Annotated in this window: 11 protein-coding genes; 6 read left to right on the top strand and 5 right to left on the bottom strand. The window is 63.5% G+C overall.

Annotated features, from left to right (window positions below; genetic code table 11):
• Positions 1–189: 189 nt before the first annotated feature.
• The 4 genes from E2583_RS02455 to E2583_RS02440 all read left to right on the top strand — a co-directional run bounded on the left by E2583_RS02455 (position 190) and on the right by E2583_RS02440 (position 4,531).
• Positions 190–864 carry a response regulator gene (locus E2583_RS02455; protein WP_291592898.1) on the top strand — a complete coding sequence of 225 codons (675 nt, stop codon included), beginning with the start codon at positions 190–192 and terminating at the stop codon, positions 862–864.
• Positions 864–2,642: an ATP-binding protein gene (locus E2583_RS02450; RefSeq protein ID WP_291592896.1), complete on the top strand. Its 1,779-nt coding sequence runs from the start codon at positions 864–866 to the stop codon at positions 2,640–2,642. The genes E2583_RS02455 and E2583_RS02450 overlap by 1 nt, the downstream gene beginning before the upstream one ends.
• A 183-nt stretch (positions 2,643–2,825) precedes the next feature.
• Entirely contained in the window at positions 2,826–3,536 is a 711-nt protein-coding gene (locus E2583_RS02445; protein WP_291592894.1) for a c-type cytochrome, read from the top strand.
• A gap of 17 nt (positions 3,537–3,553) precedes the next feature.
• Positions 3,554–4,531, top strand: a complete 978-nt coding sequence (locus E2583_RS02440; RefSeq protein WP_291592893.1) for a c-type cytochrome — start codon at positions 3,554–3,556, stop codon at positions 4,529–4,531.
• 283 nt (positions 4,532–4,814) lie between these two features.
• On the opposite strand, the gene cyoE is transcribed toward E2583_RS02440, so the two are convergent.
• The 4 genes from cyoE to E2583_RS02420 all read right to left on the bottom strand — a co-directional run bounded on the left by cyoE (position 4,815) and on the right by E2583_RS02420 (position 9,411).
• Positions 4,815–5,720 carry a heme o synthase gene (cyoE, locus tag E2583_RS02435; RefSeq protein WP_291592891.1) on the bottom strand — a complete coding sequence of 302 codons (906 nt, stop codon included), beginning with the start codon at positions 5,718–5,720 and terminating at the stop codon, positions 4,815–4,817.
• A gap of 4 nt (positions 5,721–5,724) precedes the next feature.
• Positions 5,725–6,915 carry a heme A synthase gene (locus E2583_RS02430; RefSeq protein ID WP_291592889.1) on the bottom strand — a complete coding sequence of 397 codons (1,191 nt, stop codon included), beginning with the start codon at positions 6,913–6,915 and terminating at the stop codon, positions 5,725–5,727.
• Between the two features lie 1,203 nt (positions 6,916–8,118).
• Complete coding sequence (locus E2583_RS02425; protein ID WP_291592888.1) at positions 8,119–8,619, bottom strand: RidA family protein; 501 nt, start codon at positions 8,617–8,619, stop codon at positions 8,119–8,121.
• A gap of 168 nt (positions 8,620–8,787) precedes the next feature.
• Positions 8,788–9,411, bottom strand: coding sequence for a glutathione S-transferase (locus E2583_RS02420; protein ID WP_291592887.1), 624 nt, complete (start codon positions 9,409–9,411; stop codon positions 8,788–8,790).
• A gap of 309 nt (positions 9,412–9,720) precedes the next feature.
• Here E2583_RS02420 and E2583_RS02415 point away from each other — a divergent pair, with 309 nt between their 5' ends.
• Entirely contained in the window at positions 9,721–11,724 is a 2,004-nt protein-coding gene (locus E2583_RS02415) for an oleate hydratase (RefSeq protein ID WP_291592885.1), read from the top strand.
• Between the two features lie 448 nt (positions 11,725–12,172).
• Here the strand turns inward: E2583_RS02415 and E2583_RS02410 are convergent, their stop codons facing one another.
• Complete coding sequence (locus tag E2583_RS02410; protein WP_291592883.1) at positions 12,173–12,751, bottom strand: TetR/AcrR family transcriptional regulator; 579 nt, start codon at positions 12,749–12,751, stop codon at positions 12,173–12,175.
• A gap of 108 nt (positions 12,752–12,859) precedes the next feature.
• Here E2583_RS02410 and E2583_RS02405 point away from each other — a divergent pair, with 108 nt between their 5' ends.
• Positions 12,860–14,131: a beta-ketoacyl-ACP synthase gene (locus E2583_RS02405; protein WP_291592881.1), complete on the top strand. Its 1,272-nt coding sequence runs from the start codon at positions 12,860–12,862 to the stop codon at positions 14,129–14,131.
• Positions 14,132–14,334: the final 203 nt, after the last annotated feature.

Below are 14,334 nucleotides of genomic sequence, written 5' to 3'. Positions count from 1 at the left end.
AGAGACATGAGCGGGCGGGACGGACTGTGCCGGACGGGCTGGCCTCGATCTTGGATGCAAGGGATTAAGCAGGGGTTAACACTGCGAAAAGACAAATCTGCGATGCTCTGGCGGTTCGGATGAAAAGGTGCGCAACACGGGCTCGCTCCATGGGGTCGATGGTCCGCGTGGCGGTTGCGCAAAGAAAAAATGCATGTGCTGTTAGTGGAAGACAATGCGTTGGTCGCCAGCGGGGTGAAGGCGGGCCTGCAGTTGCAGGGGTTTGGCGTGGATGTGGTGGGTTGCGCCAGACAGGCCGATGCGGCGCTCAAATCCTCCCACTTTGACGTGTGTGTGCTGGATCTGGGTCTGCCCGATGAGGATGGTCTGCATCTTCTGGCGCGCTGGCGCAGCCAGGGACTGGCGCTGCCCGTGCTGGTGCTGACAGCCCGTGATGCAGTGGGCCAGCGTATCGAAGGCTTGCAGACCGGGGCCGACGACTACCTGGTCAAGCCCTTCGACCTCCACGAGCTGGCGGCGCGACTGCATGCGCTGCTGCGACGTGCGGCAGGTCGCACCGTGGACTGGATCGTGCTGGGCGATGTCACGGTGGATCTGGCAGCCGGCCAGGCTATGCGCGAGGGCCGTGCCGTGGATTTGTCGCGCCGGGAGTGGGCGCTGCTGCGTGCGCTGCTGCAGTCTCCAGGGCGGGTGCTGAGTCTGGAGCAACTGCGCGATAGTCTCTACGGCTACAGCCTGGACGTGGAGAGCAATGCCGTGAACGTGCACGTGCACCATCTGCGTCGCAAGCTGGGCCCGGACATGGTGGAGACCGTGCGCGGCGTGGGCTTCCGATTGGGGCGCGTGCAAGAGGGCGTGCGCTGATGCGCAGCCTGCGGGTGCGTCTGCTGGTCTGGCCGAGTCTGGCGCTGTGCACGCTGTGGGGCGCTGTGGCGGCCTGGATGTTTGCCGACATGCGGCATGAGCTGCGCTCGGTGCTTGACGACCGGTTGATCGCCTCGGCCCGCATGGTGGCGGGCATTGTCCACCAGTTCAAGCCGCAGAACGCCAGTCCCGAGGACTGGGGGCCCATGCTCAATGTGGTGGCGCGCGATGGTGTGGCCTGCGAGGTGAGCATGATTCGCAGCGAGGTGCAGACGGCTCCTGCGCCTGGAGTCGACGCGGCCGTTGCCCAGGCAGCGGGCGACAAAGCGACGGGCAAGGGGGCGGTGCGCCAGGCCCTGATTCCTGCGTCTCCTCTGGAGTTGCCGCGTTTCAGGGCCGCCAGGACAGGCGATGCCGGTCCTGGCGCGACTGCGGCACCCGGTCAGGAGATCGAGCCTGACGACCCACAGGTGCTGGCCCGCACCGCCGGTGCCCCCAGCTTCCAGGGGGCGCTGCCGCTGGGCTTCTCCAGCATCACCAAAGGCGGCAAGCCCTGGCGTACCTATGTGCTGGAGGAGCACGGGGTGCGCATTGCCACGGCCGATCGCATCGATGTGCGCGAGGGCCTGATTCATGGCTTTGCCTACACCATCATCCTGCCCTTTGTGCTTGCGCTGTTGGCCAGCATGGTGTTGATGGGGTGGGGTGTGACGCGCGGCCTGCGGCCTCTGGAGTCGCTGCGACAGGAGTTGAGTCAGCGTCCGCCCGGCGACGACTCTCCAGTGGTCCAAGGCCGTCAGGTCCGGGAGCTGGCGCCGCTGGTGCTGACCATCAATCACCTGCTGCAACGCGTGCACCGAGCCATTGAGCGCGAACGGCGCTGGAGCGACGATGCCGCCCATGAACTTCGCACCCCTCTGACCGCCGTCAAGACCCATGTGCAGGTGGCGCAGATGGCGGTGGCCCACGCGGGTTCACAGATGGTGACCATGCCGGAACCATCGCAGGCCGGCAACCCGGATGTGGCTCCCACGCCGGTTTCCGAGACCACGCAGTGGCAGATGACCCGGCAGGCCTTGGAGCAGGCAGGGCAGGGGGTGGAGCATTTGCAGCACACGCTGGAGCAATTGCTGCTGCTGGCCAGGCTGGATTGCCAGCCGGCAGGCGAAGAAGATGGCAAATCCCTCGCCATGGCCTGCGGCAGCGAGCCGGCCTGTGCCTGGGAGTCTCTGGAAAAAGCCTGGGAGCTGGCTGCCACAGCCATTCCCTCGGGCTCGCAGCACATGGGCTGGTTGTCCGGGCAGGACTTGGGAGATGCCTCGCTGCAGGATTTGCGTGTGGCCTTGCCTCAGCCCCTGCTGGTATCGGCTTTGCGCAACCTGACCGAGAACGCCCTGCGCCATGGGCAGCCGGTAAACGGACTGTCCGGCGACTCTTCGGTGCTGCTGGGCCTGCGTCATGTTTCGCAGCTGGCAGAGGCGACGCCAGCCCATCCCGCAGGCTATGTGGAATTCACGGTGCTCGACCACGGGCCCGGGTTGAGCCGCGAGGATTGCCACGTGGCGACCCAGCGCTTCTGGCGCAGGCAACATCAGGCCCACGGGAGTGGTCTGGGGCTGGCGATCGTGCAGCGCATTGCGCAGTGCAGCGGCGGTGAACTCGAGTTGCTGCCCCGGGCGCAATGGCTGCAGGAGCATGGAAGAGCGGATCCGGGGGCCACGGGGCTGGTGGTGCGCCTGTGCCTGCCGGTGAAGCCCTGTCCCGTATCGTCCGTCTAGACGGGCGAGGAGGGAGAGCCAACGGACAGCGGCATTAATTGGCTCTTAATCTTCCTTCGGTATCTTCGGGCCATGTGCTTGCCGCCCCGGGCGGCTTCAGCCGTGAGTGCCCGGGTCAGACGTCAGCGTCCGGCACAGGCCTCATGTGCGGCCGACCTGCGCCGCCTAAACCTCATTCCCAAGATGAATCGCTTGAATACAAAGACTCTGCCCCGGTCGTGGGTGGCTGTCGGCATTTCCATGCTGATGGCGACCAGCGCCTGGGCACAAGAACCTGCCGCCACCAGGGCCCCGCTGAATGGCAACGTCGCTGCCGGGGCCAGAATCGCACAGTCCGGCTCGGCGGGCGGTGCCGCTGCCTGTGCCGGCTGTCATGGTGCCAAGGGCGAGGGCCAGGCCGGCTTCCCCGCCCTGGCGGGCCAGCATGCAGGCTACCTGGAGCGCCAGCTGACCCAGCTTGCGGCCGGGGCCCGCAAGTCCGTCGTCATGGCTCCCATGGCCAAGGCCATGAGCGAGCAGGAGCGAGCCGATGTGGCTGCCTATTACGCCAGCCTGCAATTGCCCATCAAGGGCGTACGCGGAGCCCTGCCCGGCAAGAGCGACGATAGCGGCGCCTGGCTGGTCGAGCGCGGCCGCTGGGCCGACGGTATACCCGCCTGTGCGCAGTGCCATGGCCCCGGTGGCGTGGGCGTCGGGCAGGATTTTCCGGCCATCGGGCATCTGACGGCCGACTACATGCAAAGCCAGATCGACGCCTGGAACAAGGGGCTGCGAGAAGCCGGCCCATTGGGTCTGATGGGCGCAGTGGCCAAGAAGCTCACGGCGGACGACATCCAGGCAGTGGCCGCGTATTACCAGCGCCTGCATGCCCCCGCTTCTGCGGCCAAGCCCTAAGTGATTCGGAGTTGACTATGTCGGACAAAACACAAACAGCCTCCAGAAGCTCCAATGTCGCGGAATATGCCGTGGTGGCCTGCCTGTTTGCAGGTCTGGGCGGCGCGCTCTGGTATGGCGTGAGCATCAGCCGCCCCACGAAAGCCGAGGAGCCGGTCACGACGGCTGCACCTGCCGCAGAGGCCAAGAGCGTGGCCGTGGCTGCCAAGCCCGGCGAATTCACGCCACCCGGCGTGAGCGATTACCCGGAAGGCCCCATGGGTGAGTGGGTGCGACGCGGCGAGGCCATCTTCACGCGCACGCCGACCAATGCAGTGGGCTTCTCGGGAAACCCGCTCAGCTGCACCAACTGCCATCTGGACGCAGGTCGCCTGAAGGGCGCGGCCCCCATGTGGGGGGCTTATCCCATGTACCCGGCTTATCGCAAGAAGACCGACCATGTGGATACATTTGCCGAGCGCGTGCGCGGCTGCTTCATGTACTCCATGAATGGCAAGGCACCGGACGACGGTCATGACATCCTGGTGGCGCTGGAGTCTTATGCCTACTGGATGGCGCAGAAGGCACCCACGGGCGAGAAGCTGCCCGGAGCCGGCTTCAAGAAGGCGGGCCAGCCCGAAGCGACCCCCACATACGAAGCCGGTGCCAAGGTCTACGAAGCCAAGTGTGCGCTATGCCATGGGGCGGACGGCAAGGGCCAGTTTGTCGGCGAGGTGGCCGTGTTCCCGCCGCTATGGGGCAGGGACTCCTACAACTGGGGTGCCGGCATGCACGACATCGACAAGGCCGCCAACTTCATCAAGAACAATATGCCTTACGGCAATGCAACGCTGAGCGATCAGGAGGCCTGGGATGTGGCCACCTTCATCAACAGCCAGGAGCGCGGCCAGGACCCGCGCTTCAACGGCAATCTGCAGGCAACGGCCGAAAAACACCATGGCCAATACTCCATGTACGGCAAGGAAGTGAACGGCAAGCTGCTCAAGGGGCTGTAGGCAGCTGACGGATCGGCTTGCCGTGTGCAAGCGCAAGGCCAGTCCTGCAGCAGGGACTGGCCTTTTTTCGATCCCGTTGATGGGAATGCACGCTGGGTCAGGTCTTCGCCGGGGCAACGGCACTGCGTGCGGTCTCGGCCTGCGGGCTGCGAAGCGGCGCAGGGGTGAAAAATGTCCGTGAATCTGCACTCAAACGCAGGATCACAAAGCGTTGATAGCTCACTTTCAAGAGTCGAAAAAAAGCCCGGCGAACCGGGCTTTGGCATGAGCGAAACCTCAAAGATCAGGCCATGAACAGGTAGTGATCCACGAGCAGGGCGAGAAACAGCAGGCTCAGGTGAAGCAGCGAGAAACGGAAGGTTCGGCGCGACAGCTCGTCGGAATAATTGCGATACAGGGCCACCGCATAGGCGATAAAGCCCGCACCCAGCACGACGGCCGCCAACAGATACAGCCAGCTGCTCATGCCGTACATGAAAGGCAGCAGACCGGCCGCGAAGAGCACGAGGGTGTAGAGCAGAATCTGCAGGCGCGTGTATTCGCTGCCATGGGTCACGGGCAGCATGGGCAGGCCGGACTGGCGGTAGTCTTCCACACGATAGAGGGCCAGCGCCCAGAAGTGGGGCGGAGTCCACAGGAAGATGATGAGGAACAGAATCAGAGCCTCGGGGCCGACATTGCCGGTCATGGCGGCCCAGCCCAGCACGGGCGGCATGGCGCCCGAAGCTCCGCCGATCACGATGTTCTGTGGCGTGGCGGGCTTGAGCACCACGGTGTAGATCACCGCATAACCGACAAAGGTGGCCAGCGTCAGCCACATGGTCAGCGCATTGGTCCAGACCAGCAAAATCGTGGCACCGATCATGCAGAGAATGGCCGAGAAGGCCAGTGCCTGTTGGCTGGAGAGTTCGCCGCGCGCCGTGGGGCGCCAGGATGTGCGCTTCATTCTGGCATCGATGTGACGCTCGACCAGGCAGTTGAAGGCCGCAGCGGCAGCGGCGACCAGCCAGATGCCGACGCAGGCAACGCCCATATGGATCCACTGATTTGCCGTGGGCCATCCGGGAATGGCCAGCACCATGCCAATCAGGGCGCAGAACACGATGAGCTGCACCACACGCGGCTTGGTCAGCGCGTAGAACTGGCTGATTCGCGAGGTGTTGTTCGACAGGGCTTCACTTTGACTCATGCAATCACTCTATTACGCTTTGCCTCAGGCCGGGGGGCGCCTTTTCAGAGGCGGGGACGGCATGTGTGCGCGTCACGGCCAGACTCCAGACCACAATCGTTACCAGGGCCGCCGCTCCACCGGTGTGAAGCACGGCCGCAACCAGGGGCCAGTCCAGCACGACGTTGGACAGACCCGTCAAAACTTGCAGCACAGCAAAAAATGCCAGCAGCCGGCGCTGTCTGGCGAGCGCAGGAGCACGGCGCAATGCCCGCCACAGGCCGGCCAGCGCCAGAACCACCACACAGGCCGCCATACGGTGGGTATAGTGAATGGCGGTCAGTGCTTCGAAGCTGATGTGGCTGCCGTCTTTGAGCATGCCCAAAGGGCGCCATAGCTGCAGCGCTTCGGCAAAGTTCATGGCAGGCCACCAGCTGCCCTGGCAGGCCGGGAAAGTCGTGCAGGCCAGGACGGCGTAATTGGTGCTCACCCAGCCTCCCAGGCTGACCTGGGCGACGAGCAGCACCAGGCAGAGCCACAGCGTGCTGCGCAAGTGTCTGTCGATCAGGGCCGGAGAACTGCCGGCTTGCTGCAGGCTCAGACCCGATGCGGGGATGGCCAGCAACGCCAACAAGCCGGTGCCGCCGAGCAGATGCAATGTGACGATGGCCGGAAACAGCTTCATGGTGACCGTCAGCGCCCCGAATGCACCCTGGATGCAGACCCATGCCAGGGCCAGAGTCGGCCACCAGGGATTGGCAGCGCCACGGAAAGCTGCGAGTTGACCTGCCCGTCTGGCGGCACCTGCCTGCTTCCAGCTCATGACTGTCATCGCAATGATGAGTACGCCGACCGTGGTCGCCAGGTAGCGGTGAATCATCTCCACCCAGGCCTTGCCATGGGTGACCGGGCCGGTCGGCATGGCCGCTTGTGCCTCGGCGATCTGGGCATGTGCTGCAATGGGGCTGGCGGTTCCATAGCAGCCGGGCCAGTCCGGGCAACCCAGCCCTGAGTCCGTCAGGCGGGTGAAGGCACCGAAAAGAACCAGATCGAAGGTGAGAAACAGGGTCAGTACGCAGAGCGCCTGAAGGCGCCTGCTGGTGCCAGTGCCGCGATTGCGCCACCAGACCCAGCATAAAGGTCCCAAAGCCAGCACCAGGCCCAGCGCCATCAGCTCCAGTGCAGGAGCGAGGTCATACAGTTGCTCGCCCGTCATGCGATGGCTCCGGACGCCGTCTTCCAACGCCCGCCAGCCTGCACTCCGGACAGGGCAGGGCGGTCAGCAGTCAGGGCAAAATCGCAAAAGCAGAGCGGCATGGTTCGGCAGGAGTGACCAATGCATGGCCAGTATTTACAGAAATTATTGAAGATCTTGGTCAAGCGCAGAACGGGATGCGACCAGGCAGTCCCAGGCGAAACCGGTCCACGCCAGGGCCAGGACTCAGCGCGACGCCAGGGGCAGGCGTTGAATGCAGGCTTTTTGATCCCGCACAATTTTACCCATGTGATTTGAGGCTAGGCAGTCGTGACCGGAGTGCCCCTAACAAAGTGGCAGAAAGGTTTGTCATCCGACCTGTTTCCTTGACGGCCTGGAGCCTGGAACGGGCCAAATCCATCGACGTGGTACCAGGACCTCAGGGGCTGTCCGCAGCCGGACGGTCCCTCTGAGGTCACCGTGATGACCTCGGGTATGGGCTGGGACGGTCATCGCAGCACCTGCGGCAGTCATCCCTGGCCATTGAGGTGACGACGCACGGAGGCAATGGGCCGTCAGATGCGGCTTGTCGTGAACCCTGGTCGGACCCTGGTGCCAGCCAGGCGCGGACTGCGGCGTGCCAAGGCGCTGTTCAGGCATGGTCGCACCCCGTGGCCAGTTGCTCCCAGGTTGCCACCGAGGGGGCGGTGAGCACGTCAAGACCGCCTCGACCCGCCCCTGACGCAGGCGCCAGATGATCCGTCCCCGATCATCAGGGGCTTCACGCACGAGTGCCTGCAGGTGATTGCATGGTCCTTGCTCCAGGCCCCCGGTGAATCTCAAGCCGTAGTGATGCAGGCGTTGCGTGCAACGCGTCCTTGTTGGCGATCAGGAGATGTGCGATGTCGAGGCTCACGGCATTGTGGCCGGGCCGTGGGTTTCGGTGCAGTTCGCCATGATGGGGTTCCAGGAAGATGAACCCGACAGGTTCTCGGTTGTCTGAGTCTGCGGCACCGAGAGCCCTCGCAGCGAAGTCGCGGGCTCTGGCCATGTCCCTCACCGGAATCGTCGTGGCGACTTGGCCCGACGGGACGCCGCGATCGGCGGTACTGCTCGTCGGATGGTCTCTGCCTGCAAGACGCAATCAGCTTCCAGGTGCTGCAGTATGGCCGGTGCGCCTGGGGCCGAGGTCTGCCGGAGGTTGCCCATGCAACGCCGAGCCACTCATGGGGGGCTCGCGTCAGTGCATCCATCCACTGCCGCGATCAGGTCGATTTCGACCGGGACATTCTTGGGCAGTTGGTAGACCCCGACGGATGTTCGCGTAGGAATGCCCGCGTCGCCCAGCACGGAATGCAGCAGTTCGGAAGCGCCGTCTGCCACTTCGCTGTGCTGGCTGAAGTCCTCCGAGCATTTGACGAAGACGGTGATGCGCAAGATTCGTGAAACTCTGTCCAGCGATCCCAGCTCGTGTCGCAGCAGTGCCAGTGCGCGCATGGCGCAAACCTTGGCCGCATAGCGCGCTTGCTCCAGCGACACTTCAGTGCCGACTCTGCCAGTGGCGATCACGGTGTCGCCGACACGGGGAATCTGCCCGCTGACATAGACTTGATTGTCGTGGCGGATCACGGAGACATAGTTTCCGCCGATCTTTATCTCGCCGCCAAAGCTCAGGGAAAGTGCCGCTTCCATTGCGGCGAAGCGGTCATCCCGTGACATCGACATGTTGTTCTGCTTTCATGGTGGACAGTGAAACTGGACCTGCGGCCCAGGCGCCAATCCGCGAAGCGGACTTGATCGGCCGCCATACCCGGCCGGGCGCGGCAACCGCATCTTGGGCGAGATGCAGCCTCAGCATGGCCTGCGCCCATGCCTGAGCGGTGGCGGGCGCGCTCATGGCGTGCCGTTTCTTCCATGCTGACGGAATCCCGGCCGAAGGCTCAGGCGTTCGTAGTATTCGCGCAACGCCGGAAGGTCCGGATGGTCAAGCGGAGTTTCAAACCAACGGTTCACCGAAAGTCCTATCGGTATGTCTGCCAGGGAAAACTCGGTCCCGGCCACGTAGGCTCCGCCAGAGGCCAATTGCCGGTCGAGGATTTTCATATGGCGTGTCCAGTCGTCGCACGACCGGTCCAGTGCACGGCGGTCCTGGTGCTCGGGCGATTGCCTCACGAGGCCCATGAAGGCATAGCTCCATGACTTGTTGAGGTCCGACGCCTGCCAGTCAATCCACTGATCGATACGCGCCTTCGCTTTTGCATCGCTGGGGTAGAGCCAGGTCCCGTTGTAGCGGTTGGCCAGATAGCGAATGATCGTATTGGACTCCCACAGCGTGAAATCGCCATCCCGGATGACAGGAACCATGGCATTGGGATTCAACGCGAGGAATTCGGGGGTGAGCGTCGATTGGAAACCGCTACCCCAATCTTCCCTCTCGAAGGGAATGTCCAGCTCGACGCAGGCCCAGAGTACCTTGCGAACATTGATCGACGAAGCCTTGCCCAAAATGCGCAACATTACATCTCCGGGTCATTAAACGGAACGGATTCAGGAAGCGACAGCCAGCCGCTATTCAGATGCACATCATTATGGGCCCCGCCGAGCCGTTGACCCAGAAAATGGAGCAGTGATCTCGCTTGTACCCTTGCGGCGGATGGGCGGTCAGAGAATGCAAGGATGAAAGCACTCGCGGTACCTGCACAGGGCCGTTTGCCGCTAAGGATGATCGTCATCGCCCCAGGGGCTTGCGCAGATGCGTTGACATGCGCTTATGACAGATCAAATCGCAGTCGGTGCATTGCTGCTAAACGTCGAGCGTCACCATCCATGACATCCATGAAAGGCAAGACCATGAATCGTGCAGAGTCCAGTACCCGTAGCCAGTCCCAGGCTCCAGTTCGCGTGGAGGCGAATGCCGGCGAGAGCTTTTGGCGCAAGACTGCAAAAGATGCCTTGCCGCCGCCGGACATGGTTGGCCCCTACATGCGCAATCGCCCGCCACAGGGTCCACCGGTGCCGGGCCGAAAGGCATGGATCATCGGCAGCGGCATTGCCGGACTGGCGGCCGCTTTCTATCTCATCCGCGACGGGGGAATGAAGGGCGAGGACATCACCATCCTCGACAGTCTGCGCATTGCCGGTGGTTCCCTCGATGGTTCTGGCAATCCCGAGGAAGGCTACCTCGTGCGCGGTGGCCGAGAGATGAACTGGAACTACGACAACTTCTGGGATCTGTTCCAGGATGTGCCGGCGCTGGAGCTGCCTGCAGGCTACAGCGTGCTGGACGAGTACCGCTGGGTCAACGACAACGATCCCAACTGGTCCAAGGCCCGGCTGATGCACAAGCAAGGTCAGATCCGGGATTTCGCGACGCTGGGTTTGAGCAAGTCCCACCAGTGGGAGATCGTCAAGCTGCTGCTCAAGCGCAAGGAGGAGCTGGACGACATCACGATCGAGGAGTATTTCAGCAAGAGCTTCCTCGAGACCAACTTCTGGTATCTGTGGCGCTCGATGTTCGCCTTCGAGAACTGGCAAAGCCTGCTCGAGATGAAGCTGTACATGCACCGCTTCCTCGATGCCATCGACGGTCTTGCCGACATGTCGGCCCTGGTGTTCCCCAAGTACAACCAATACGACAGCTTTGTCGTGCCTCTGACCCGCATGCTGCGGCAGCAGGGCGTGCGGATGCAGTTCGACACCCGGGCCCATGATCTGGATATGCGTGAAGAGGGGGGCTGCCGCAGCGTGACCGCGATCCGCTGCAAGGTCTCGGGACGCGAGGAGACCCTCGTCATGGGGGCCGACGATGTGGTGTTTGCGCTCACCGGCTCTATGACCGAGGGCACGGCCTATGGCGACATGGACACCGTGCCGGTGCTGACGCGCGGCAACAAGGAGCTGGGTGCGGACAGCGACTGGACCCTGTGGCAGAACCTGGCGAAGAAATCTCCGGTCTTCGGCAAGCCCGAGAAGTTCTGCGGTGATGTTGTTCGTTCGATGTGGGAGTCGGCCACGCTGACCTGCAAGCCTTCTCCCCTGATCGACAAGCTCAAGGAACTGGCGGTCAATGATCCCTATTCGGGCAGGACGGTCACCGGCGGCATCATCACCTTCACGGATTCCAGCTGGGTGATGAGCTTTACCTGCAACCGTCAACCGCATTTCCCCGATCAGCCTGACGACGTGCTGGTGCTCTGGGTTTATGCGCTGCTGATGGACAAGGAAGGCAACCATATCAAGAAGCCCATGCCAGCGTGCACCGGGCGCGAGATCCTGGCCGAGCTGTGCTACCACCTGGGCATCGTCGATCAGCTCGATGCCGTGGCCGCCAACACCAAGGTGCGCCTGGCGCTGATGCCCTACATCACGGCGCAGTTCATGCCGCGCGCCGCAGGTGACCGGCCCCGCGTGGTGCCGCCAGGGTGCACCAACCTGGCCTTGCTGGGTCAGTTCGTCGAGACCAGCAACGATGTGATCTTCACGATGGAGAGTTCGGTGCGGACCGCGCGTATCGGCGTCTATACGCTGCTGGGCCTGCCCAAGCAGGTGGCCGATATCAGCCCAACGCAGTACGACATCCGCAACATTCTCAAAGGCGCGCGGGCGTTGAACAACAACGAGCCATTTCCGGGAGAACGCCTGCTGCATCGGCTTCTCGGCAACAGCTATTACGCCCATGTGCTGCCGCCGCTTCCGGAAGGCGAGGAGACGCTGCGCGGGCGTGCCGAGTCAGAGCTGTCCTCGCTGCTGGGCAAAGGCAGCCGGGCGCTGGTGACCGTCTCGGGCTGGCTGGCGCGCTGGAGCGAAGGTCTGCGCGATAGATCCAGATGACGGGATTGCGGGTGAGGGCCGTCCAGGCGCTCGTCGGCTGAACACCCTGGGCCATGGGCACATTCCAGCCATGTCCCAGGCGTGTCCCTGGGCCTTCTCCAAAGCACCGCGTCGCTGTGCTTTGGAGAAGGCCTGATGGTGCGTTCTGCGGCATGAGATAGGCGGGCCAAGCCGTCCTTGGCATTCCCGTTGCCGATCGCCAGAGTTTCAAACGCGATCCTGCTCCCTGCTGCATGCGGTTACCGACGGCGTGCCATGCAGGTCGCTGTAGCGGTCATTGGCTAGGGGCGCAGGTCTCTGTGGTCGGTGCGGGGAGCCCCTCAGCTGTCATGCCATCTGAGCCGGAGGTTTCAACCCCTGAAGGGGACGCCGTCCGATGTCTGCTTCCGCAGCCAGACACCTCCGGCCATGCGCGTGCAGGACAGGAAAGAGTGCCCCCAACAGGCGACTAGGGTGCCAATTGCTCTCGCACGGTGGTCAGTATCTCTTCGGAAAGCGCCGCGTTTCCCGCCGCCGTGGCACGAGCGAGAACCAATGCCCCCACCATGCTGCTGAGGGTGACCAAAGTCTGGGTGCGCCTGGTCTCGTCATCACCTGCCAGCACGCTCATGAAGCGTTGAATGTTGCGCTCCACACCCTGCGCGAAAACCTCTGACATTTCGGGTCCTGCTCTTGCGGCATCGTTGGCCATTGCTGCCGCAGGGCAGCCCTCTCCAGGGTGATCGCGGTGGCTCTCTGAAAGATAGCCGTGCACCAGTGCACGGAGGCGGTGTGCAGTGGTGCATGGCTCTGGAGGTTCCAATCCGTCCAGTGGAGTGATTGTCCAATCGAAGGCGCGCAGGCATGCCTCGCGCGCGAGGGCATCCTTGGACTCGAAGTGCCGGTACAGGCCGCCATGGGTCAATCCTGCATCGCGAGTGATCTCCGCCACGCCCACGCCATCCAGGCCCTTTTCTCGATAGAGGCGTGCAGCGGCATCCACGATTGCTTCGCGGTTCTCGGCAGCCTGTGCTTTGCTCACTTTCATGCGTTAGATGATACTCGTCATCAAAACTCATTTATGATTGCGATCATCATCAATAACGTTCGGCTCGGTTCCTGACAGAGACTGAGACGGACCAGCGAAAGGTGCAGCATGGATCGTCGGGTCGTCATCACCGGCTTGGGACTGGTATCGCCTCTAGGGTGCAATGTGGAGCTGGCCTGGCAACGGCTGCTGGCCGGTCAGTCCGGGGTACGCACCCTGAGCGCTGGCACCGCCGAGGGAACAGGCGTCTGTGTCGCGGGACGCGTGCCTGGCCTCCTGGAGGATCCGGAAGCCGGCTGGAGCGCTGAAGCCGTCATTGCAGCGAAAGAGCTGCGCCGCATGGACCGCTTCATTGCGTTTGCTTTGGGCGCTGCCGATCAGGCCTTGGCCCACGCCCGGTGGGCTTGCCCGACTGCCGAACAGCAGGAGCGTGCTGCGACCGTCATCGGCTCCGGCGTGGGCGGATTCAGCACCATCGCAGAAGCCGTGCGAACCACGGACGGGAAGGGCCCCCAGCGCCTGTCTCCCTTCACGGTGCCTGCTTTCCTGGCCAATCTGGCGGCTGGGCAGGTGTCGATCAGGCATCAGCTCAAGGGGCCGTTGGGCGCTCCCGTGACGGCCTGTGCAGCCAGTATTCAAGCCATAGGCGATGCGGCGCGGCTGATTCGCAATGACGAAGCGGACATGGCGCTCTGCGGTGGCAGCGAAGCCACGATTGACCGTGTTGCGCTCGGCAGCTTTGCGGCGGCAAAAGCAGTGACGACCTTCTGCGGCGAGGAGCCGGCGAAGGCTTCCCGTCCTTTCGACCAGGCTCGGGACGGCTTTGTCATGGCCGAAGGTGCGGGGTTGCTGGTGCTGGAGGCACTGGATCATGCCCTGGGGCGCGGTGCGAAGCCGCTGGCGGAGGTCGTGGGCTATGGAACGTCCGCCGATGCCCACCATGTCACTTCCGGGCCCGAAGACGGTGCTGGTGCTGTGCGCTCCATGCGCGCCGCTCTGCGTCAGGCGCGGTTGCTGGCCGGCGACATTCAACATCTGAACGCCCATGCGACCTCCACACCCGTCGGTGACCGGGGCGAGCTGGCGGCCATTCGCCGGGTGTTTGGCGCAGACGCGGGCCCTTCCATCACGGCTACCAAATCCGCTTTGGGTCACATGCTGGGAGCAGCCGGTGGAGCCGCCGCGATCTTCACCGTACTGGCTTTGCGTGACCAGATTGCACCACCCGTGTTGAATCTGGAGCACCCGGATCCCATGGCAGGCGGTCTGGACCTGATCGCCGGCAATGCGCGAGCCCATGCAATTGAGCACGCCATGCTCAATGGATTTGGATTCGGCGGTGTGAATGCGTCCCTGGTCCTGAAGCGATTTGTGCCTTGAGCCATAGCGCTGCAGATGCTTTGCCGGTCTGCACCAGACATGCGGCTCCCGAGCAGTCGTTCGACTTTTGAGTGCAACGACTGTCGGCGTGCACAGCACAGGCAGAGCAAGGTGCCCGGATTGCGGATTCGCGCCCGGGCCCAGCGAGGGCGGCGAGCGGATGGCGCTGCAAATGCGGCCCGCCGCGACGGTGGCACAGAACC

The sequence above is a fragment of the Comamonas sp. genome (assembly GCF_009360615.1).
In the GTDB taxonomy this organism is placed as follows: domain Bacteria; phylum Pseudomonadota; class Gammaproteobacteria; order Burkholderiales; family Burkholderiaceae_C; genus Comamonas.
The sequence above is the reverse complement of the archived record's forward strand: the minus strand, read 5'-3'. Positions and strand labels throughout refer to the sequence as shown.